The organism is Ramlibacter sp. Leaf400 (genome assembly GCF_001424545.1).
Taxonomy (GTDB): Bacteria; Pseudomonadota; Gammaproteobacteria; order Burkholderiales; family Burkholderiaceae_C; genus Ramlibacter.
On the sequence record NZ_LMQL01000015.1, the window covers coordinates 168,178 to 187,680 of the forward strand.

A 19,503-nucleotide genomic window follows, 5' to 3' on the forward strand; every position below is an offset into this window, starting at 1 on the left:
GTGGCGCGCCGACGTGGCGTTCCGGGCGATGCTGACGAGTGGCTCTGCCATGGGGCCGCAACATGCAGCCCATGAAGATCATTCGCTTTATCCACCTGTCGTTCGCCCAAGCGTTCTATGGTTGGGCCCTCCGCGAGATCGATCCTATGCACCCGGACCTGCCCAAGCTCGTGATGCGGCGGCAGGAACTGGCGGACCAGGCTCGGCAGATGTTCGCCTGAGGGCAGGCTTCGGGGCTTCGCGCCGGCGACGGTGCGGGGCCTAGAGCAGGCCCTCGAACATCATCACGTCGACTTCGTCCCCGGCAGCCACGCTGCCCTGGCCGTGGTGCAGGACGATCAGGCCGTTGGCCTGCACCATCGAGCTGAGCACGCCGGAGCCCTGGTTGCCGGTGGTGCGCACCTCCAGCCGGCCGTCGGCGCCGGCGGACACGATGCCCCGCTGGTATTCGGTCCTTCCGGGTTTCTTGCGCATGGGCTCCGCACTGCGGGCCCGCAGCAGCGGTGGCGGCGCGCAGTCGCGGCAGCCCATCAGGCGCAGCAGCGCCGGCCGCACGAACGCCAGGAACGTCACCATCACCGCCACCGGGTTGCCCGGCAGGCCGAACAGCACCGAAGAGCCGATGCGGCCCACCGCCATCGGCCGCCCGGGCCGCATGGCGATCTTCCAGAACGCGACGTCGCCCAGCTGCTTCATCATGGCCTTGGTGAAGTCGGCTTCGCCCACGCTCACCCCGCCGCTGGTGATGATGGCGTCGGCCTGTGCCGCGGCCTGGCGGAAGGCCTGCTCCAGGAGCGCCGGCTCGTCGCGCACCACGCCCAGGTCGATCACTTCGCAGCCCAGCCGGGCCAGCATCCCGCGCACCGTGTAGCGGTTGCTGTCGTAGACGGCGCCTTCGCGCGGCGGCTCGCCCAGACTGAGGATCTCGTCGCCGGTGGAGAAGTAGGCGACCCGCACGCGCCGCAGCACCGGCACGGTGGGCAGCCCCAGGCTGGCCAGCAGGCCGCAGGCGGCGGGGCCGAGCCGCTCGCCCTGCAGCAGCGCCGGGCGGCCGGCCATCAGGTCCTCGCCCGCGTGGCGGCGGTTGTCGCCGCGCTGGAGAACGCCGGCCGGGATGGCGATTCGGCCTTCGCCGGCGGGCTTCGTGAACTCCTGCGGCACGACCGTGTCGAGCCCGGGCGGCATGATCGCGCCGGTCATGATCTTCACGCACTCGCCCGGACGCACCTGGCCCTGCCAGGCCTTGCCGGCCAGCGCGGTGCCGACGACGGTGAGTTCCAGCGGCGCATCGGGCCCGAGCTGGGCGCCATCGAACGCGAACCCATCCATCGCCGAGTTGTCGTGGGGGGGCACGCTCAGGGGCGAGACCACGTCGCGCGCCAGCACGCGGCCCAGGGCTTGCGCGGTGGCGATGTCTTCGGATCCGGTGACCGGCTCGACGAGGCGGTCGAGGAACTCGACCACGGCCGGGGCCGGCAGCGCCAGCGGGTCGTAGCCCTGCAGCTGCGCGGCGATCTGCGCCAGCGTCTTCACCGCCGCTCCAGCTCGCGCAGCTCGGCCAGGGTGTTGGCGTTGAAGAAGGCGCGCGGCTCGTCGCCCGGCCGGTCGAACGGCACGACCACGGTCTTGTGCTGCGCGGTCCAGGCGTCGATCTTGCGGCCGCCGCCGTGCGTGAAGCGCACCAGGCTGTCCAGCAGGTCGCGCCGCAGCAGGCAGAACACCGGCTGGGTGCGCAGCTGGCCGTCGGCTTCGGCCGCGCTGGCCATGGCGATCTCGGCGTCGTCGCGTTCGGCCGCTGCGCCCAGGCGCGCGACCAGGTCGGCGGGGAACAGGGGCGTGTCGCACGGCACCGTGACGACCCAGGGCGTGTCGGACTGCTCCAGGCCGGTGAGGAAGCCCGCCAGCGGCCCGGGGAAGTCGGGCAGGGCGTCCGGCCAGACCGGCACGCCGAACGATTCGTAGGCCGACAGGTTGCGGTTGGCGTTGATCAGCGTGTCGCCCACCTGCGGCTGCAGGCGCAGCAGCGTGTGCAGCGCCAGCGGCACGCCGTTGAAGTTCTGCAGGCCCTTGTCGGCCCCGCCCATGCGCGAGCCGCGTCCGCCCGCCAGCACGATCCCGGTGACTTCGTCCCGCTGCATGCCTAGCCGCCGATGTAGCTCATCTCGACGCGCTTGCGGCCGGTGCCCGCGTCCGGCGGGAGCTGGCTGCGCAGCTGCGAGTAGCGGTCGGCGCGGCCGTGCCAGATGTGGCCGATGGCCGAAGCCAGCTCTTCGTCGCTGGCGTCGCCGCGCAGCAGGGCGCGCAGGTCGTGGCCCTGCTCGGCGAACAGGCACAGGTACAGCCGTCCCTCGGTGGAGAGGCGGGCGCGGTTGCAGCTGCCGCAGAAGGCCTGGGTGACGCTGCTGATGACGCCGACCTCGCCGGCGCCGTCCTCGTAGGCCCAGCGCTCGGCGGTCTCGCCCGGCGCGCTGGGTTCGAGCGCGCGAAGCGGGAAGATCGGATGCAGGCGCTGCACGACTTGCGCCGAAGGCAGCACCTCGTCCATGCGCCAGCCGTTGGTGGCGCCCACGTCCATGTACTCGATGTAGCGCAGCACCACGCCGGTGCCGCGGAAGTGCCGCGCCATCGGCACGATCTCGTGCTCGTTGGTGCCGCGCTTGACCACCATGTTCACCTTGATCGGGCCCAGGCCGGCGGCCTGCGCCGCATCGATGCCGCGCAGCACTTCGGCGACCGGGAAGTCGACGTCGTTCATGCTGCGGAACACCGCGTCGTCCAGCCCGTCGAGGCTGACCGTCACGCGGTGCAGGCCGGCCTGCTTGAGGGCGGCGGCCTTGCGCGCCAGCAGCGAGCCGTTGGTGGTCAGCGCCAGTTCCACCGGCTGGCCTTCCACCGTGCGAAGCTGGGCGAGCTGCTCGATCAGCACCTCGATGTTCTTGCGCAGCAGCGGCTCGCCGCCGGTGAGCCGGATCTTGTGCACGCCGTGCGCGACGAACTGGCGGGCCAGGCGGGTGATCTCCTCGAAAGTCAGCAGCTCCGAATGCGGCAGGTACGGATAGTCCTTGTTGAAGACTTCCTTGGGCATGCAGTAGCTGCAGCGGAAGTTGCAGCGGTCGGTGACGCTGATGCGCAGGTCGCGCAGCGGGCGATCGAGCCGGTCGCGCAGTTGCCCGGTGGCGGGCACGGGCGCGGCCGGCACGCGCGCCTGCAGGGCGGCGGTGCGCTGGTCGATGAGGGGAATGACGCGTTCGGCCACGCCTCGATTGTGCCGCAGGGTTCGTCCACCCCGACGGCGCGGGTTTACACGCAGCGCGCGCCGTCGACCTCGATGCAGACGCCCGAGATGAAGGCCGCCTCATCACTCGACAGGTACAGCGCGGCGTTGGCCACGTCCAGGGCGGTGGAGAAGCGGCCGAGCGGGATGGTGGACAGGAACTTGGCCCGGCGCGCCTCGTCCACCGGTCCGCCGGCGAACTCGGCCGACAGGCCGGTGTCGGGGTTGAAGACGGGGTTGATGCAGTTCACGCGGATGTTGTCCGGGCCGAACTCGGCGGCCAGCGACTTGCTGGTGGTGATGACCGCCCCCTTGGAGCCGTTGTACCAGGTCAGGCCCGGGCGCGGCCGCAGGCCGGCGGTGGAAGCGATGTTGATGAACACGCCGCCCTTGTTGGCGCGGAACGCCGGCACGGCGTGCATCGTGGCCAGGTAGATGCTCTTGACGTTGATGGCGTAGACGCGGTCGAACTCTTCCTCGCTGACCTCCAGCGCGGGGCGGTTGCGGTGCGTCCAGCCGGCGTTGTTGACCATCACGTCGAGCTTGCCGTGGCGGTCGACGGCCGCCTGCACCAGCGCCTTCATGTCGGCCGACTTCGTGACGTCGGCGGCGAAGAAGGACGCGCGCCCGCCCTCGGCCTTGATCGCGGCGACCACCTTCTCGCCCAGCGCAGTGTTGATGTCGTTGACGAGGACCTGCGCGCCTTCCTGCGCCAGGCGCTTGGCGATGCCTTCGCCGATGCCCTGGCCGGAGCCGGTCACGATGATCGATTTGTCCTTCACTCGCATGTCGTTTTCCTTGGGTTTTTGTTTGTCCGGCGTCAGCCGTGGCGGATCGCCACCGTCTTGAGCGTGGTGAAGCCGTACAGGGCCTCGAAGCCCTTCTCGCGCCCGTAGCCCGAGGACTTCACGCCGCCGAAGGGCAGTTCGACACCGCCGCCGGCGCCGTAGTTGTTGATGAACACCTGCCCGCTCTTGACGCGCTTGGCCATGCGCAGTTGCCGCCCGCCGTCGCGGGTCCAGATGCCGGCCACCAGGCCGAAGTGGGTGGCGTTGGCCAGCTGCACGGCGTGGTCCTCGTCCTTGAACGACATCGACGCCAGCACCGGGCCGAACACCTCCTCCTGCGCCAGGCGGTGCGTGACGGGCACGTCGCGCAGCAGGGTGGGCGCCTGGTAGTAGCCGGTGTCGGGCGCCTCGTCCACGATCTGGCCCTGTGCCACCATGGGGATGTTGGCGTGCTGCGCATCGGACAAAAAGTCCCACACGCGCTGCTGCTGCGTGGCGCGGATCAGCGGGCCCACGTCCAGGTCCATCCTCGCGGGACCGACGCGCAGGTTGGCGAAGGCGCCGCCCAGTCGGTCGAGCAGGGGCTCGTAGATCGACTCCTGCACCAGCAGGCGCGAGCCGGCCGAGCAGGTCTGGCCGGCGTTCTGCACGATGGCGTTGATCACCGTGGGCAGCGCGGCGTCGAGGTCGGCGTCCTCGAAGATGATCTGCGGGCTCTTGCCGCCCAGCTCCAGCGTCACCGGGCAGTGGCGCTCGGCCGCGGCCTGCTGGATCAGCGTGCCCACGCGCGGGCTGCCGGTGAAGCTGATGTGGTCGATGCCCGGGTGGCGCGCCAGCGCATCGCCGACCTCGTGGCCGTAGCCGGTGACGATGTTGAGGGCGCCGGCCGGGAAGCCGCATTCGGCCGCGAGCTGCGCCACGCGGATCAGCGACAGGCAGGCGTCCTCGGAAGGCTTGACCACGCAGACGTTGCCCGCGGCCAGCGCGCCGCCGACGCTGCGGCCGAAGATCTGCATCGGGTAGTTCCAGGGGATCACGTGGCCGGTGACACCGTGCGGCTCGCGCCAGGTGAACACCGTGTACCCGTCCTGGTAGGGCAGGGTCTCGCCGTGGAGCTTGTCGCAGGCGCCGGCGTAGAACTCGAAATAGCGCACCAGCGCCAGCGCGTCGGCGCGGGCCTGCTTGGTGGGCTTGCCGCAGTCGCGCTGCTCCAGCGCCGCGAGTTCGTCCGCGTGTTCGGCGACCTTGTTCGACAGGCGCATCAGCAGCCGGCCGCGTTCGGCGGCGCTCAGGCGGCTCCAGACGCTGTCGTAGCACTGGCGCGCGGCCTGCACGGCGGCGTGGAGGTCCTCGGGCGTGCCGCGCTGCAGTTCGTCGAACGGCTGGCCGTCCGACGGGTCGATCACGGGGATGGTGCGGTTGGCGGACGACCGCACGCCTTCATTGCCGATGTAGTGGAGCTGCATGCCGCGATTTTGCGGCATCCGCCCTCACTGTCCGACGAGGGCGAAACGCTCGCGGTTGTCGACCAGCCAGCGCTCGGAGGCCGAGCTGTCGTGCTGGTCGGGATGGAAGTCGCGCCGCAGGTAGTCCTTCCAGGGGCGGAAGGTCTGGCGCACCAGGCCGCGCCGGCCGAACAGGTAGGAGGCAGCGCTCTTCCAGGTGCTCCACTTCCACAGCGTGCCGTCCTGGCGCAGGTTGCTCACGGTCTGCCGGACCGTGTCGCCCAGGAAGATCAGCGTGATGCGGCGGAACCAGCGGATGCGCCATTCGTGGTCGCCGCCCAGCGCCTGGTAGAGGTCGAAGGCGGTGTTCTTGTGCTCGGACTCCTCGGCGCTGTGCCACAGCCAGAGCGTGGCCAGGCGCGGGTCGCGGTCGCCCAGCAGGTCGGCGTTGCGCAGCATCCAGTCGGCCAGGATGGCGGTGAAGTGCTCGTTGGCGGCGGTGATGGCCAGCCAGTGGCGCACGTCCGCGCCTTCCATCAGCTGCAGCCGCTCGCGGGCGCGCGGCTCCCAGTGGTTGACCAGGCCGAGCTTTTCCAGGTGGCCGTTGTAGAGGCTGTGCAGGCGGCGGTGCGTGGCCTCCTGGCCCACGAAGCCCTGCACCTCGGCGCGGAAGCTCTCCTGCTTTTCCGGCGGCAGCGCCTTGAAGCCGTTGCGCACGGAGTCGATGAAGAACTGCTCCCCGACGGGAAAGCTCATCGAGAGCGCGTTGAAGAGCGCGGTGCGGAAGGCGTCGCCCGCGCACCAGTGGCGCTGGATGGGCGCTTCCATGTCGACGAGGAGGCGGCGGACGACGAGGTCGGTCATGTGTGAAAAGGCTGTGGTACTGGCGCGTACCGAGAGGGCGATAATGGTCGCCGGGCCCGGTACTGTCAAGTACCCGGCCTGAAGGAAACACACAATCGGAACCATGGACGAGCCTGTATTTCCCGTACCCGAGCATCGCAGCCGGCTGCTGGAGGGGATGGCGCGGGCTGTGGCCGCCAAGGGCTACGCCGGCACCACCATCGCCGACATCGTGCGCGAGGCCAGCGTCTCGCGCCGCACCTTCTACGAGCACTTCCAGGCCAAGTCCGAATGCCTGATCGCGCTGTACGAGGCGGCCAGCCACAACGCGCTGAAGGTGCTGCGCGCGGGCATCGCGCCCGCACACCCCTGGGAGGCCCAGGTGGAGCAGGCCCTCGCCGCCTACTTCGCCGCGCTGGCGGCCAATCCGCTGCTGATGCGCACGCTCTACATCGAGATCCTCGGCCTCGGACCCGAGGGGCTGGCCGCGCGCCGGCGGGTGAACGGGGAGATCGCCCGCTTCATGCTGGAGGTGGTGAACGGGGCGCCCGGGGGCGGGCCGCTGTCGCCGCAGATGGCGACGGCGGTGGTGGGCGGCATCAACGAGCTGGTGCTCGAGTACATCGAGCGGGACGACGAGGAGCGCCTGGTCGAACTGGTGAAACCCGCCGCCCAGCTGGTGCGGGCCGTCACCGGCAAGTAGAAGGAAGCCGAAAGAAAAAGGCCCGCCGGAGCGGGCCTTCGTTCTTGGCGGGCGGGACTTACTTCGCCGCGCTCGCCGGTGCAGTGTTGGTCGGCGCCGGGACCTGGGTGGTGACGGCGGTCGGCGCCGTCTGCGGCGTCGGGGCGGCCACCGCTTCACCGCCGTGGAACTTCACCACCAGCGGCACGATGAGCAGCGCCACGATGTTGATGATCTTGATCAGCGGGTTGACGGCAGGGCCGGCGGTGTCCTTGTAGGGGTCGCCCACCGTGTCGCCCGTCACCGCGGCCTTGTGGGCTTCGGAGCCCTTGCCGCCGTGGTTGCCGTCCTCGATGTACTTCTTGGCGTTGTCCCAGGCGCCGCCGCCCGTGCACATGGAGATGGCGACGAACAGGCCGGTGACGATGGTGCCCATCAGCAGGCCGCCCAGCGCCTTGGGACCGAGGATGAGGCCGACCAGGATCGGCACCACCACCGGCAGCAGCGACGGGATGATCATTTCCTTGATCGCCGCCGTGGTGAGCATGTCCACCGCACGGCCGTACTCGGGCTTGGCCGTGCCTTCCATGATGCCCTTGATGGTGCTGAACTGGCGGCGCACTTCCACCACCACCGCACCGGCGGCGCGGCCGACGGCTTCCATCGCCATGGCGCCGAACAGGTAGGGGATCAGGCCGCCGATGAACAGGCCCACGATCACCATCGGGTCGGACAGGTCGAAACTGATCGCGCGGCCGTACGACTCCAGCTTGTGGGTGTAGTCGGCGAACAGCACCAGCGCGGCCAGGCCGGCCGAGCCGATCGCATAGCCCTTGGTGACGGCCTTGGTGGTGTTGCCCACCGCGTCCAGCGGGTCGGTGATGTCGCGCACCGAGGAGGGCATCTCGCTCATCTCGGCGATGCCGCCGGCGTTGTCGGTGATCGGGCCGTAGGCGTCCAGCGCCACCACGATGCCGGCCATGCTCAGCATGGCGGTGGCCGCGACGGCGATGCCGTACAGGCCGGCCAGCTGGTACGACGCGATGATGGCCATGCAGACGAACAGCACCGGCCAGGCGGTGGAGCGCATGGACACGCCCAGGCCCGCGATGATGTTGGTCCCGTGGCCGGTCGTGGAGGCTTGCGCGATGTGGCGCACCGGCGAGTACTGCGTGCCGGTGTAGAACTCGGTGATCCAGACCAGCGCGCCGGTGAGGACGAGGCCGACGGCGCAGGCGCCGAACAGGCGGATCTGCGAGCCGGTGGCGGTGATGGCGTTGTCCGGCATCAGCCAGATGGTGACGAAGTAGAAGGCGATCAGCGACAGGATGCCGGCCACGGCCAGGCCCCTGTAGAGCGCCGGCATCACGTTCGTCATGCCGGGGCGGGCCTTGACGAAGAAGCAGCCGATGATCGAGGCGATGATCGACACGGCGCCCAGCGCCAGCGGGTACAGCACGGCCTGCGTGGCGGCGGCGCCGATCAGCAGGGCGCCCAGCACCATGGTGGCGATCAGCGTGACGGCGTAGGTCTCGAACAGGTCGGCCGCCATGCCGGCGCAGTCGCCCACGTTGTCGCCCACGTTGTCGGCGATCACCGCCGGGTTGCGCGGATCGTCCTCGGGGATGCCCGCTTCCACCTTGCCCACCAGGTCGGCGCCGACGTCGGCGCCCTTGGTGAAGATGCCGCCGCCCAGACGCGCGAAGATCGAGATCAGCGAGGAGCCGAAGGCGAAGCCGATCAGCGGGTTGAGCAGGTTGGCCAGGCGCACGTCGGGCGTCAGCCGGCCGTTGCCCACCAGGAACCAGTAGAACGCCGTCACGCCCAGCAGGCCCAGGCCCACCACCAGCATGCCGGTGATGGCGCCGCCGCGGAAGGCGACGTCCAGCGCCGGTCCGATGCCGCGCGTGGCCGCCTGCGCGGTGCGCACGTTGGCGCGCACCGAGACGTTCATGCCGATGAAGCCGCAGGCGCCCGAGAGCACCGCGCCGACGACGAAGCCGACGGCGGTCTGCGCGTCCAGGAAGATGCCGATGAGGATGGCGAGCACCACGCCGACGATGGCGATGGTCTTGTACTGTCGCGCCAGGTAGGCGGCTGCGCCGGTCTGGATCGCCGCGGCGATCTCCTGCATCCGGGGATTGCCGGCGTCCTGCGAAAGGATCCACCCGCGGGCCCAGAACCCGTAAGCCACGGCGGCGAAGCCGCACACGAGCGCCAATATCAGCGCCGAGTTGCCAGTCATTTCTTCATCTCCAGTCCGTTGTCTGCTTGGAGGAAGCACCGCAGTCGGTGCTTCCGCTGCGTTGCTTCCTCGTGGCTCCCCAACGGGCGGGAGACGATTGGCCAACGCGCGGACTATATCGGGAACTGATGACAATCCGGCAAACGTGTTGCCGGGTTGCAAGGCCGGCGAAAGTAGAATCAGGGTTAATCCCGAGCACTCTTTTTCTTACGGACCCCGATCCATGTCCCTCGACAACGTCACGCCCGGCAAGCAGGCCCCCGAAGCGTTCAACGTGATCATCGAAATCCCGATGAACGCCGACCCCGTGAAGTACGAGGTCGACAAGGAAACCGGCGCGATCTTCGTGGACCGCTTCATGAGCACGTCCATGCACTACCCGACCAACTACGGGTACGTGCCCAAGACCATCAGCGGCGACGGCGACCCGGTCGACGTGCTGGTGATCACCCCGGTGCCGCTGATCCCCGGCGTGGTGGTGAGCTGCCGCCCGATCGGCATCCTGAAGATGCAGGACGAGGCCGGCGACGACGCCAAGGTGCTGGCCGTGCCGGTCGACAAGGTGCTGGCCATCTACACCCACTGGCAGAAGCCCGAGGACCTCAATCCGCTGCGGCTCAAGACCATTTCCCACTTCTTCGAGCACTACAAGGACCTGGAGCCGAACAAGTGGGTCAAGGTGCTGGGCTGGGACGGCCCGGACGCGGCCCGCAAGGAAATCCAGGACGGCATGGACAACTACCGCCGGGGCGAGCAGAAGGCCTGACGGCCATCGCGCGCGCTCAGCCGCCGGGCTGCCGGAACGGCGAGCGCGCTTCCAGGTGCTCGAGGTAGTGCTCGATGCCCTGGCCCTCCCGGGCGAGGAAACGCTCCACCGCATCGGCGAACGACGGGTGCGCCAGCCAGTGGGCGCTGTGCGTCCTGACCGGCATCAGCGCGCGCGCCATCTTGTGCTCGCCCTGCGCGCCGCCCTCGAACCGGCCCACGCCGTGTTCGATGCACCACTGCAGCGGCTGGTAGTAGCACGCCTCGAAGTGCAGGCAGTCCACGCGCTCCAGCGCCCCCCAGTAGCGGCCGTAGGCGGCCTGCGGCGCCTCGCCTTCGTCCGACAGCGCAATCAGGCTGCAAGCGATGTCGCGGCCGTCGCGCCGGGCGACGAACAGCAGCCAGTGCCCGGGCATCTCGCGCGCCATGCGCCGGAAGAAATCGCGCCGCAGGTAGGGCGGGTTGCCGTGCTCGCGGTAGGTGCGCTCGTAGCAGCGGTAGAAGAAGTCCCAGTCGGCTTCGCGGATCTCGCTTCCCCGCAGCGCCCGGAAGTCCACGCCGGCCTCGGCGACCTTGCGGCGCTCCTGGCGGATCTTCTTGCGCTTGTCCTGCGCCAGGCTGGCCAGGAAGTCGTCGAAGCCCGCCCAACCCTGCTGCAGCCAGTGGAACTGCACCGTGTGCCGCGGCATCAGACCGGCCTGCGCGCAGGCGGCGACGTCATCGTCGGAGAGGAAGAGCAGGTGCAGGGACGACAGCTCGTTCTGGCGGGACAGCGCCACGAGGATGTCGACCAGCGCCCGCCGCGAGGCGGCGTCGCGCGCCAGCAGGCGCGAGCCGGGCACCGGGGTGAATGGCACGGCCACCAGGCCCTTGGGGTAGTACGACAGCCCGTGCTCCTCGTACGCGTTGGCCCAGGCCCAGTCGAACACGTACTCGCCGTACGAATGGCTTTTCAGGTACAGGGCGCAGGCGGCGTGCAGTTCGTCGCCGCGCCAGAGCGTCACGAAGCTCGGCTGCCAGCCGGTGCCCGCCGTCGCGCTGCCGCTGTCGTGCAGCGCGGCCAGGTACTCGTGGCGCAGGAAGGGCGTGGGCAGGTCCTGCGAAGCGAGCAGCCCGTTCCACGCCGGCGCGGGCACTTCATCCGGCTTCGCACAGAGGCGGATGACATAATCGTCCGGCGCTTTTTTCACTGCTGCCATGGCCCTTCACATCTGCATCGCCCAGCTCAACTACGTTGTGGGCGACATGCCGGGCAACGCTCAGAAGATCATCGACGCCGCCCGCACCGCCTACGACAAGGGGGCGCGGCTGGTCGTCACGCCGGAACTGTCCCTGTGCGGCTATCCGGCCGAGGACCTGCTCCTGCGCCCGGCGTTCATCGCGGCTTGCGATGATGCCGTCAAAACGGTGGCCCGCGAGCTCGCGGGGTTGAAGGGCCTGCACGTGATCGTCGGCCACCCGGTGGGCGGCGACGTGCGCAGCAAGTCGGTGCAGGTGCAGCGGCGGCTGAACGCGGCCAGCGTGGTCAGCGAAGGCCGCGTGCTGGAGACCTACGCCAAGCGCGAGCTGCCCAACTACCAGGTGTTCGACGAGCGGCGCTACTTCACGCCGGGCAAGGGCACCTGCGTGTTCCAGGTCGAGGGCCTCAACGTCGGCCTGCTGGTCTGCGAGGACGCCTGGTTCGAGGAGCCCGCGCTGCTGGCCAAGGAGACCGGGGCCGAGCTGCTGGTGGTCACCAATGCCTCGCCCTTCCACGTCGGCAAGGGCGGCGAGCGCGTCGCCCGCATGGCCGACCGGGCGCGCGCGGTCGATCTGCCCGTGATCTACGCGCACCTGGTCGGCGGCCAGGACGAGGTGGTGTTCGACGGCGGCTCGTTCGCGGTCGACGCGGCCGGCACCCTGGCGGGCCGGGCGCCGGGCTTTCGCGAGGACCTGTTCACGGTGAGCGTGGAGCAGGGCGCCGGCGCCCTGGCGCTGAAGGCCTCGATGGCGCCCGAGCGCGAGCCGGAGGCCGACCTCTGGGACGCCCTGGTGCTGGGCGTGCGCGACTACATCGTCAAGAACGGCTTCCCCGGCGTGCTGCTCGGCCTGTCGGGCGGGATCGACTCCGCGCTGGTGCTGGCCATCGCGGTGGATGCGCTGGGCAAGGACAAGGTGCGGGCGGTGATGATGCCCTCGCCCTACACCGCCAACATCTCCCTGGTCGACGCGCGAGAGATGGCCCAGCGGCTGGGCGTGCGCTACGACGAGATCTCGATCACGCCCCAGTTCGAGGCCTTCAAGCTGGCGCTGGCCAAGGAGTTCGCCGGCCTGCCGGAGGACACGACCGAGGAGAACATCCAGGCCCGCATCCGCGGCGTGCTGCTGATGGCGCTGTCCAACAAGTTCGGCAGCATCGTGCTGACCACCGGCAACAAGAGCGAGATGGCCACCGGCTACTGCACGCTCTACGGCGACATGGCCGGCGGCTTCGCGGTGATCAAGGACGTGCTCAAGACCATGGTGTTCCGGCTCGCGCGCTGGCGCAACGCGAACGATCCGCACGGCACCGGCGCCAACCCGATCCCCGAACGCATCATCACCCGGCCACCGAGCGCGGAGCTGCGGCCCGACCAGACCGACCAGGACAGCCTGCCGCCCTACGAGGTGCTGGACGCCATCCTGGCGCGCTACATGGAGAACGACGAGGGGGTCGAGGCGATCGTGGCCGAGGGGTTCGATCGCGCCGTGGTGGAGCGGGTGGCCCGGCTCATTCGCATCAACGAATACAAGCGGCGGCAAGCGCCGGTGGGCATCCGCGTGACCCACCGCAGCTTCGGCAAGGATTGGCGCTATCCTATTACCGGCAAGTTCCGCGCCTAGGGCCCAGAGGAAGAACACATGAAACAGATCACCGCCATCGTCAAACCGTTCAAGCTGGAGGAAGTGCGCGAAGGCCTGGCCGAATGCGGCGTCACCGGCCTGACGGTCACCGAGGTCAAGGGCTTCGGCCGCCAGAAGGGCCACACCGAGCTGTACCGCGGCGCCGAGTACGTGGTGGACTTCCTGCCCAAGGTGAAGGTGGAAGTGGTGGTGAAGGACGACGACGTCGAGCGCTGCGTCGACGCCATCGTCAAGGCCGCCCGCACCGGCAAGATCGGCGACGGCAAGATCTTCGTCACCAGCGTCGAGCGCGTGGTGCGCATCCGCACCGGCGAGACGGACGAATCGGCGGTCTGAGGCCGCCCGCGCGGCCGCCCGGCCGCGCCTAGATCTGCGACAGGTCCTGCGCTGAAGGCGCCGTGGCGCCGGCCACGAGGGACGCCAGCAGCGGCCCGGGCTCGCTGCCCACCTGCACGAGGTCCATCTGCCAGTCGTTCATGAAGCCCTGGCGCACGCTCTGCTGCAGGAACCCCAGCAGCGGGCCGTAGTAGCCGTCCGTGTCCAGGATGCCCACCGGCTTGTCGTGGTAGCCGAGCTGCCGCCAGGTCCAGACCTCGAACAGCTCTTCGAACGTCCCGATGCCGCCGGCCAGCGCGAGGAAGGCGCCGGCCCGCTCGGCCATCATGCGCTTGCGGTCGTGCATGCTGTCGACGATGTGCAGCTCGGTGCAATCGCGCTTGGCCCACTCCTTCTCGACCAGCGCCTGCGGGATGACGCCGATGACGGTGCCGCCGGCTTCGAGCGTGGCATCGGCCACCGTGCCCATCAGGCCGTTGTTGCCGCCGCCGTAGACCAGCTGGCCGCCGCGACTGCCGATCCAGTGGCCCACGTCGCGCGCGGCCTGCACGAAGGGCTCGGCCACGCCGTTGCGCGAGCCGCAGTAGACGCAGATGGAAAAGGGCGCCGCCGTCATGAGCCTAGCCTCTGCGCGAGGGCGGCGGTCCAGATGCCCAGCGCCAAGACCAGGCTGAGGAGGACGGCGGCGCTGCCCATGTCCTTGGCGCGCTTGGACAGGTCGTGCCATTCCGGGCCGATGCGGTCGACGACCGTCTCGACGGCGGTGTTGAGCAGCTCCACGATCATCACCAGCAGCACCGAGCCGGCCAGCAGCGCCACCTGCACCCAGCCGCGGCCCAGCCAGAAGGCCAGGGGCAGCAGCACGACGGCGGCGATGGCTTCCTGCCGGAAGGCGACTTCGCCCCAGCCGGCGCGCAGGCCCTGCAGCGAATAGCCGGTGGCGTGCCACAGGCGGCGCAGGCCGGTGCGCAGCTTGTGCGGGTGGACGGGGGTGATGGCTTCGGGCGGCCGGGACATGGGCGCCGATTGTCTATGACGCGCGTGACGGCTGCGCGGGCGCCGACACCAGCCTCGTTCCGGCCAGGACGTCGTGCCAGAACTGCCGCTCGGGGTGGAAGCGGCTGAGCAGCGCCCAGAAGGCGAGCCACCCGGTGAAGAGGACCAGCACCGGCCCCGTGGCGACGCGGTGGGATTCGAAGGCGGCCAGCGGCGGCAGCACCCAGACGTAGCTGAATACGTAGCGGATGAAGGCGCGCAGCGGCCCCAGCGGCCGGCCAAAGCGATCGACCACCCGGATGTGCCATGTCTTCATGGCCAGCGTCTGGCCCTTGCACCAGAACCAGACGAAGTAGATGGCGAGGACGGCGAACAGGAAAGCGATGAGCCCCTGCCGGTGCATCAGGCCGTGGCGCATCTGCGTGGCGATGCTGAACACCAGGGCCGCCGCCATGACGACGCCGAACAGCAGCAGGCTTTCGTAGAGCCAGGCGGCCATGCGCCGGCGAAGGGGCGGGGCGATCAATGGAGCGGGCGAGGCCGGGCCGGGAGCCGCCTCGCCGCCGGAGAGGCTCGGCGGTCGGGACATGGGTTCAGTTGGCCGTGGCCGGCGGGGCGGGCACGGGCAGGGGCTGAGGCTCGCCGTTGAGCCCGGACGCGATGCGCGGCGGCTTGGGCCCGCGCTCGCTGCGGGGGACGTTGGCCAGCTTCTGGGCGGGCACCGGCTTGACGGCGGCGGCGGCGGCGGGCGGCGTGCGAGACGTGGCGCCGGCCGCCAGCCTGCGCTTTTCTTCCGGTGACAGGGCCTGGTAGGCCTCCCACTTGGCCTTCTTGTCGTCGGCCGAGACGCCCTGGGTTTCACCGAAGTTCAGGCGGGCCTGCGCGCGCTGCTGCGGGCTGAGCGCCACCCATTCGTTCATGCGGCTGTGCAGCTTGGCCTGCTCCTGCGGGGCCATGCGGCCGTAGTTGCGCGACAGCGCGAGCCACTTGCGTTTCTGCGCCTCGCTCAGCGTGGCCCAGGTGCCGGCCAGCGGCTGCAGGGCGGCGCGCTGCTCGGCGCCCAGCTCCGACCAGGCCGGGCGTGTCTGGGCGGGGGCCTGCGCCACCCGGGTGGCCTGGCCCTTGGACGGGGCGGGGTGCACCGCCGCGGGACTGGCCGCAGCGCCGGGCTGGGTGAGCGTGGCGGCGGGCTGGTTGGCCAGTGCGGGCGTGATCAGGACGGCGCCGGCCAGCAGCCATGCGCCACCGGCGAGGGACAGCCGGGCGGGGAACCGCGCGCCGAAACGGGGGCCTTGCATGCGCGCCCCCGACTCAGCGGCCGGACTTGAGGAACTGGACGAAGCCCGGATCGGCGTAAGCCGCCGGCGGCAGGTCGTCGGTGAGGAGGGCGGCGTCGACTTCCGCGACCTCGCTGGCGCGACGCTCGTTCTGGACGACGTGGATCGTCACCAGGCCGGCCGCCAGCACGATGAGCGGCAGCGCCGAAGCCAGGCGCTGCCAAAAGCTGACCTGCTCGTCGCCGCCCAGCGTGGCCTGGCCGCCGGACGCGGAGACCGAATGGACGGACTGCAGGGCGGCCTGGCGGTGGGCCAGGGCCTGCATCCGCGCGGCGCGCAGGCGCTCGGAGATGTCGTGGGGGAGCCCGGCGGCACCCGCGTCCAGGCGGGCCGCGATGCGGCGTCCGAACTGGTCCTGGCGGGCGAGCGCCACGGCGGGGCTGATCGTGTTCATGGTTGTAATCCCTTTGCCTTCAGTGCTTTGCTGAGGGCCTGGACCGCCCGGGAGCAGTGGGTCTTGACACTGCCCTCCGAGCAACCCATGGCCGCCGCCGTTTCGGCCACGTCCATATCCTCCCAGTAACGCATCAGGAATGCCTCACGTTGACGCGGGGGAAGTCCCTGGATCTCGACTTCGATCTCTCGCAAGACCTGGGCCCGGCGCGTGGAGTCCTCGGCGCTCTCCGCCTGCTGTGAGTTCTCCAGCGCCGTGTAAGTTTCCAGCAGATCGAAATCTCCGTCGTCCGAGGCGGACTCGAAGTCGCTCATGTTGGAAAACAGCGCGTTGCGCGTCTTCTGGCGGCGGAACCAGTCCAGCGTGCAGTTGGACAGGATGCGCTGGAAGAGCATCGGGAGTTCCGCCGGCGGCTTGTCGCCGTAGTGCTGCGCCAGCTTCATCATGCTTTCCTGCACGATGTCCAGCGCCGCTTCCTCGTCGCGGACGTGGTAGACGGAGCGCTTGAAGGCCCGTTTTTCGACGCTCTTGAGGAAGTCGGAGAGTTCTCGTTCGGTGGCCAAGTGGAGGGGACCTTCGCGACGCTTCGGGTCCGGTGCTTGAGCGGGCGCGATTATGGCACCCGGGCGCAGCCGCTCGGGCCCTCCCGGTTGAGGTGCCATAATGCGCGCTGCAAGTCAAAAGGCAAACGAGCCCGGATCCGGCGGCGCAATCGGCCCGTCCATGGTCTTGGGTTCTAAGTCCCGAAACGGCCCCACAAGGGCGCGTGAGGGGCACCCCAAGGTTATTCGTTCCCGAAGCCCGAAAGGTTGATCATGGAAATCTCGAAGGCGGAGCTCAGCTCCGCGGCCGCGGCCACCGCCGGCGTTCCCAATTCCCGTCCCCCCGAACTGCGCGGCGCCGAGATCCTCGTCAAGGCGCTGCAGGCCGAAGGCGTCAAGTACGTCTGGGGCTATCCCGGCGGCGCGGTGCTGCACATCTACGACGCGTTCTACAAGCAGGACACCATCCAGCACGTGCTGGTGCGCCACGAGCAGGCGGCGGTGCATGCGGCCGACGGCTACGCCCGCGCCACCGGCGACGTCGGCGTGGCCCTGGTGACGTCGGGCCCCGGCGTCACCAACGCGGTGACCGGCATCGCCACCGCCTACATGGATTCGATCCCGATGGTGATCATCACCGGGCAGGTGCCCACGGCCGCGATCGGCCTGGACGCCTTCCAGGAGTGCGACACCGTCGGCATCACCCGGCCCGTCGTCAAGCATAACTTCCTGGTGAAGGACGTGCGCAACGTGGCCGAGGTGATGAAGAAGGCCTTCCACATCGCCCGCAGCGGCCGCCCGGGCCCGGTGGTGGTGGACATCCCCAAGGACGTCTCCTTCAACAAGACGCCTTACGAGGGCTATCCCGACAAGGTCGAGATGCGCTCGTACAACCCGGTGCGCAAGGGGCACGGCGGCCAGGTGCGCAAGGCGGTGCAGCTGCTGGCCTCGGCCAAGCGCCCCTACATCTACACCGGCGGCGGCGTCGTCCTGGGCAATGCCACCGAGGAACTGCGCACGCTGGCCAACCTGCTGGGCTACCCCTGCACCAACACGCTGATGGGCCTGGGGTCCATCTCCGGCACCGACCCCAAGTTCCTCGGCATGCTGGGCATGCACGGCACCATCGAAGCCAACAACGCGATGCAGAACTGCGACGTGCTGCTGGCCGTGGGCGCGCGCTTCGACGACCGCGTGATCGGCAACCCCAAGCACTTCGCCTCCAGCGACCGCAAGATCATCCACATCGACATCGACCCCTCGAGCATCTCCAAGCGGGTCAAGGTGGACGTGCCCATCGTGGGCGACGTCAAGGACGTCCTGGCCGACCTGATCGCCAACATCCGCGAGACGGGCGCCAAGCCCGACCCGCAGGCGCTGGCCGGCTGGTGGGAGACTATCGAGGGCTGGCGCAAGCGCGACTGCCTGCGCTACGACCGCGACAACCGGGACGTGATCAAGCCGCAGCACGTCATCGAGACGCTGTGGAACATGACGAAGGACGTCGACACCTACATCACGTCGGACGTCGGCCAGCACCAGATGTGGGCCGCGCAGTTCTACAAGTTCCAGGAGCCGCGGCGCTGGATCAACTCCGGCGGCCTGGGCACCATGGGCGTGGGCATCCCCTACGCCATGGGCATCAAGCTGGCCAAGCCGCAGAGCGAGGTGTACTGCATCACCGGCGAAGGCTCGGTGCAGATGTGCATCCAGGAGCTGTCGACCTGCCTGCAGTACAAGACCCCGATCAAGGTCATCTCGCTGAACAACCGCTACCTGGGCATGGTGCGGCAGTGGCAGCAGCTCGACTACGAGGGCCGCTACAGCCACAGCTACATGGACGCGCTGCCCGACTTCGTGAAGCTGGCCGAGGCCTATGGCCACGTGGGCATGCTGATCGAGCGGCCGCAGGACGTGGAGCCGGCGCTGCGCGAGGCGCGCAAGCTCAAGGACCGCACGGTCTTCATGGACTTCCGCACCGACCCCACCGAGAACGTCTGGCCCATGGTCAAGGCGGGCGCGGGCATCACGGAGATGCTGCTGGGGTCCGAGGACCTCTAGAGCCCCGATCGTCGTCATCCCGCCTGCGCGGGCATGACGGAACAAGAAGACGAATCTATTGGCTTGCCAAGCCCGCCGCTTACCGGCGACGGGGGAGGGCACCGAAAAGAGGAATCGAGAAAGACATGAAACACATCATCGCCGTGCTGCTGGAAAACGAACCCGGCGCACTGTCCCGCGTGGTGGGCCTGTTCTCGGCCCGCGGCTACAACATCGAGTCGCTCACCGTGGCGCCGACGGAAGACCCCTCGCTGTCGCGCATGACGATCCAGACCACCGGTTCTGACGACGTGATCGAGCAGATCACCAAGCACCTGAACCGCCTGATCGAGGTGGTCAAGGTGGTCGACCTCACCGAGGGCGCCTACACCGAGCGCGAGCTCATGATGGTGAAGGTGCGCGCCGTCGGCAAGGAGCGCGAGGAGATGAAGCGCATGGCCGACATCTTCCGCGGCCGCATTATCGACGTCACCGAGAAGAGCTACACCATCGAGCTGACGGGCGACCAGTCCAAGAACGACGCGTTCCTGGAAGCGATCGACCGCAGCGCCATCCTGGAGACGGTGCGCACCGGCGCCAGCGGCATCGGCCGCGGCGAGCGCGTGCTGCGCGTCTGACCCTTTTTCTACCCATCCCGATTTCTACTGGAGAGAGCATGAAGGTTTTCTACGACAAGGACTGCGACCTGAGCCTGATCAAGGGCAAGACCGTCGCCATCATCGGCTACGGCTCGCAGGGCCATGCGCACGCGCAGAACCTGAACGACAGCGGCGTGAAGGTCGTGGTCGGCCTGCGCCCGGGCGGCGCGTCCTGGCCCAAGGTGGAGAAGGCYGGCCTGAAGGTCGCCGCCGTCAACGAAGCCGTGAAGATGGCCGACGTGGTGATGATCCTGCTGCCCGACGAGCAGATCGG

Annotated in this window: 22 protein-coding genes; 8 read left to right on the top strand and 14 right to left on the bottom strand. The window is 69.3% G+C overall.

Annotated elements, in window-relative coordinates; genetic code table 11:
• The first annotated feature begins 71 nt into the window (after positions 1-71).
• Positions 72-221, top strand: coding sequence for a hypothetical protein (locus ASG30_RS22735; RefSeq protein ID WP_156385654.1), 150 nt, complete (start codon positions 72-74; stop codon positions 219-221).
• Positions 222-261: 40 nt separating this feature from the next.
• On the opposite strand, the gene moeA is transcribed toward ASG30_RS22735, so the two are convergent.
• Genes moeA through ASG30_RS21895 form a run of 6 tightly spaced genes read right to left on the bottom strand, consistent with a single transcriptional unit; the run spans position 262 to position 6,371 of the window.
• Positions 262-1,533: a molybdopterin molybdotransferase MoeA gene (gene moeA, locus ASG30_RS21870; RefSeq protein WP_055902264.1), complete on the bottom strand. Its 1,272-nt coding sequence runs from the start codon at positions 1,531-1,533 to the stop codon at positions 262-264.
• A complete protein-coding gene (gene mobA / locus ASG30_RS21875) occupies positions 1,530-2,138 on the bottom strand; it encodes a molybdenum cofactor guanylyltransferase MobA (RefSeq protein WP_055902267.1) in 609 nt (202 codons plus the stop codon). Before mobA ends, moeA begins: the two co-directional genes overlap by 4 nt.
• A 2-nt stretch (positions 2,139-2,140) precedes the next feature.
• A complete protein-coding gene (gene moaA / locus ASG30_RS21880; RefSeq protein WP_082522257.1) occupies positions 2,141-3,256 on the bottom strand; it encodes a GTP 3',8-cyclase MoaA in 1,116 nt (371 codons plus the stop codon).
• A 44-nt stretch (positions 3,257-3,300) separates the two neighbouring features.
• On the bottom strand, positions 3,301-4,062 hold the full coding sequence (locus ASG30_RS21885) for an SDR family oxidoreductase (protein ID WP_055902272.1): 762 nt from the start codon (positions 4,060-4,062) through the stop codon (positions 3,301-3,303).
• A 32-nt stretch (positions 4,063-4,094) separates the two neighbouring features.
• On the bottom strand, positions 4,095-5,528 hold the full coding sequence (locus ASG30_RS21890) for an aldehyde dehydrogenase family protein (protein ID WP_055902275.1): 1,434 nt from the start codon (positions 5,526-5,528) through the stop codon (positions 4,095-4,097).
• A gap of 24 nt (positions 5,529-5,552) precedes the next feature.
• Positions 5,553-6,371, bottom strand: coding sequence for a metal-dependent hydrolase (locus ASG30_RS21895; RefSeq protein WP_055902278.1), 819 nt, complete (start codon positions 6,369-6,371; stop codon positions 5,553-5,555).
• 103 nt (positions 6,372-6,474) lie between these two features.
• Here ASG30_RS21895 and ASG30_RS21900 point away from each other — a divergent pair, with 103 nt between their 5' ends.
• Positions 6,475-7,053, top strand: coding sequence for a TetR/AcrR family transcriptional regulator (locus ASG30_RS21900; RefSeq protein WP_055902281.1), 579 nt, complete (start codon positions 6,475-6,477; stop codon positions 7,051-7,053).
• A gap of 58 nt (positions 7,054-7,111) precedes the next feature.
• Here the strand turns inward: ASG30_RS21900 and ASG30_RS21905 are convergent, their stop codons facing one another.
• Positions 7,112-9,277: a sodium-translocating pyrophosphatase gene (locus ASG30_RS21905; protein ID WP_055902284.1), complete on the bottom strand. Its 2,166-nt coding sequence runs from the start codon at positions 9,275-9,277 to the stop codon at positions 7,112-7,114.
• Positions 9,278-9,500: 223 nt separating this feature from the next.
• Here ASG30_RS21905 and ppa point away from each other — a divergent pair, with 223 nt between their 5' ends.
• Entirely contained in the window at positions 9,501-10,043 is a 543-nt protein-coding gene (gene ppa, locus ASG30_RS21910; protein WP_055902288.1) for an inorganic diphosphatase, read from the top strand.
• A 16-nt stretch (positions 10,044-10,059) separates the two neighbouring features.
• On the opposite strand, the gene ASG30_RS21915 is transcribed toward ppa, so the two are convergent.
• On the bottom strand, positions 10,060-11,241 hold the full coding sequence (locus ASG30_RS21915; RefSeq protein ID WP_055902291.1) for a GNAT family N-acetyltransferase: 1,182 nt from the start codon (positions 11,239-11,241) through the stop codon (positions 10,060-10,062).
• Here ASG30_RS21915 and ASG30_RS21920 point away from each other — a divergent pair.
• Positions 11,240-12,904, top strand: coding sequence for an NAD+ synthase (locus tag ASG30_RS21920; RefSeq protein ID WP_055902294.1), 1,665 nt, complete (start codon positions 11,240-11,242; stop codon positions 12,902-12,904). The genes ASG30_RS21915 and ASG30_RS21920 overlap by 2 nt on opposite strands.
• Before the next feature lie 18 nt (positions 12,905-12,922).
• A complete protein-coding gene (locus ASG30_RS21925; RefSeq protein WP_055902297.1) occupies positions 12,923-13,261 on the top strand; it encodes a P-II family nitrogen regulator in 339 nt (112 codons plus the stop codon).
• 28 nt (positions 13,262-13,289) lie between these two features.
• On the opposite strand, the gene ASG30_RS21930 is transcribed toward ASG30_RS21925, so the two are convergent.
• Genes ASG30_RS21930 through ASG30_RS21955 form a run of 6 tightly spaced genes read right to left on the bottom strand, consistent with a single transcriptional unit; the run spans position 13,290 to position 16,551 of the window.
• On the bottom strand, positions 13,290-13,877 hold the full coding sequence (locus ASG30_RS21930) for a TIGR00730 family Rossman fold protein (RefSeq protein ID WP_055902302.1): 588 nt from the start codon (positions 13,875-13,877) through the stop codon (positions 13,290-13,292).
• Positions 13,874-14,278: a diacylglycerol kinase gene (locus ASG30_RS21935; protein WP_055902307.1), complete on the bottom strand. Its 405-nt coding sequence runs from the start codon at positions 14,276-14,278 to the stop codon at positions 13,874-13,876. The genes ASG30_RS21930 and ASG30_RS21935 overlap by 4 nt, the downstream gene beginning before the upstream one ends.
• A gap of 13 nt (positions 14,279-14,291) precedes the next feature.
• Positions 14,292-14,846, bottom strand: a complete 555-nt coding sequence (locus ASG30_RS21940) for an RDD family protein (protein WP_082522259.1) — start codon at positions 14,844-14,846, stop codon at positions 14,292-14,294.
• Positions 14,847-14,850: 4 nt separating this feature from the next.
• Entirely contained in the window at positions 14,851-15,555 is a 705-nt protein-coding gene (locus ASG30_RS21945) for a DUF3106 domain-containing protein (protein WP_055902311.1), read from the bottom strand.
• A gap of 13 nt (positions 15,556-15,568) precedes the next feature.
• Entirely contained in the window at positions 15,569-15,988 is a 420-nt protein-coding gene (locus ASG30_RS21950; protein ID WP_055902314.1) for a DUF3619 family protein, read from the bottom strand.
• Positions 15,985-16,551: an RNA polymerase sigma factor gene (locus tag ASG30_RS21955; protein ID WP_055902315.1), complete on the bottom strand. Its 567-nt coding sequence runs from the start codon at positions 16,549-16,551 to the stop codon at positions 15,985-15,987. Before ASG30_RS21955 ends, ASG30_RS21950 begins: the two co-directional genes overlap by 4 nt.
• A gap of 252 nt (positions 16,552-16,803) precedes the next feature.
• On the opposite strand from ASG30_RS21955, the gene ASG30_RS21960 reads away from it, so the two are divergent.
• The 3 genes from ASG30_RS21960 to ASG30_RS21970 all read left to right on the top strand — a co-directional run.
• Complete coding sequence (locus ASG30_RS21960; RefSeq protein ID WP_055902317.1) at positions 16,804-18,591, top strand: acetolactate synthase 3 catalytic subunit; 1,788 nt, start codon at positions 16,804-16,806, stop codon at positions 18,589-18,591.
• A 125-nt stretch (positions 18,592-18,716) separates the two neighbouring features.
• Positions 18,717-19,208, top strand: coding sequence for an acetolactate synthase small subunit (gene ilvN / locus ASG30_RS21965; RefSeq protein ID WP_055902320.1), 492 nt, complete (start codon positions 18,717-18,719; stop codon positions 19,206-19,208).
• Positions 19,209-19,246: 38 nt separating this feature from the next.
• A partial coding sequence (locus tag ASG30_RS21970) for an NAD(P)-dependent oxidoreductase (protein WP_162243761.1) occupies positions 19,247-19,503 on the top strand: 257 nt, incomplete at its 3' end.

Excerpts from the sequence above, each read along its gene's own strand:
- ASG30_RS22735 (WP_156385654.1), top strand. The coding sequence starts at position 72 with ATGAAGATCATTCGCTTTATCCACCTGTCGTTCGCCCAAGCGTTCTAT.
- mobA (WP_055902267.1), bottom strand. The coding sequence starts at position 2,138 with ATGCAGCGGGACGAAGTCACCGGGATCGTGCTGGCGGGCGGACGCGGC.
- ASG30_RS21885 (WP_055902272.1), bottom strand. The coding sequence starts at position 4,062 with ATGCGAGTGAAGGACAAATCGATCATCGTGACCGGCTCCGGCCAGGGC.
- ASG30_RS21890 (WP_055902275.1), bottom strand. The coding sequence starts at position 5,528 with ATGCAGCTCCACTACATCGGCAATGAAGGCGTGCGGTCGTCCGCCAAC.
- ASG30_RS21895 (WP_055902278.1), bottom strand. The coding sequence starts at position 6,371 with ATGACCGACCTCGTCGTCCGCCGCCTCCTCGTCGACATGGAAGCGCCC.
- ASG30_RS21900 (WP_055902281.1), top strand. The coding sequence starts at position 6,475 with ATGGACGAGCCTGTATTTCCCGTACCCGAGCATCGCAGCCGGCTGCTG.
- ASG30_RS21905 (WP_055902284.1), bottom strand. The coding sequence starts at position 9,277 with ATGACTGGCAACTCGGCGCTGATATTGGCGCTCGTGTGCGGCTTCGCC.
- ppa (WP_055902288.1), top strand. The coding sequence starts at position 9,501 with ATGTCCCTCGACAACGTCACGCCCGGCAAGCAGGCCCCCGAAGCGTTC.
- ASG30_RS21920 (WP_055902294.1), top strand. The coding sequence starts at position 11,240 with ATGGCCCTTCACATCTGCATCGCCCAGCTCAACTACGTTGTGGGCGAC.
- ASG30_RS21915 (WP_055902291.1), bottom strand. The coding sequence starts at position 11,241 with ATGGCAGCAGTGAAAAAAGCGCCGGACGATTATGTCATCCGCCTCTGT.
- ASG30_RS21925 (WP_055902297.1), top strand. The coding sequence starts at position 12,923 with ATGAAACAGATCACCGCCATCGTCAAACCGTTCAAGCTGGAGGAAGTG.
- ASG30_RS21930 (WP_055902302.1), bottom strand. The coding sequence starts at position 13,877 with ATGACGGCGGCGCCCTTTTCCATCTGCGTCTACTGCGGCTCGCGCAAC.
- ASG30_RS21935 (WP_055902307.1), bottom strand. The coding sequence starts at position 14,278 with ATGTCCCGGCCGCCCGAAGCCATCACCCCCGTCCACCCGCACAAGCTG.
- ASG30_RS21940 (WP_082522259.1), bottom strand. The coding sequence starts at position 14,846 with ATGTCCCGACCGCCGAGCCTCTCCGGCGGCGAGGCGGCTCCCGGCCCG.
- ASG30_RS21945 (WP_055902311.1), bottom strand. The coding sequence starts at position 15,555 with ATGCAAGGCCCCCGTTTCGGCGCGCGGTTCCCCGCCCGGCTGTCCCTC.
- ASG30_RS21950 (WP_055902314.1), bottom strand. The coding sequence starts at position 15,988 with ATGAACACGATCAGCCCCGCCGTGGCGCTCGCCCGCCAGGACCAGTTC.
- ASG30_RS21960 (WP_055902317.1), top strand. The coding sequence starts at position 16,804 with ATGGAAATCTCGAAGGCGGAGCTCAGCTCCGCGGCCGCGGCCACCGCC.
- ilvN (WP_055902320.1), top strand. The coding sequence starts at position 18,717 with ATGAAACACATCATCGCCGTGCTGCTGGAAAACGAACCCGGCGCACTG.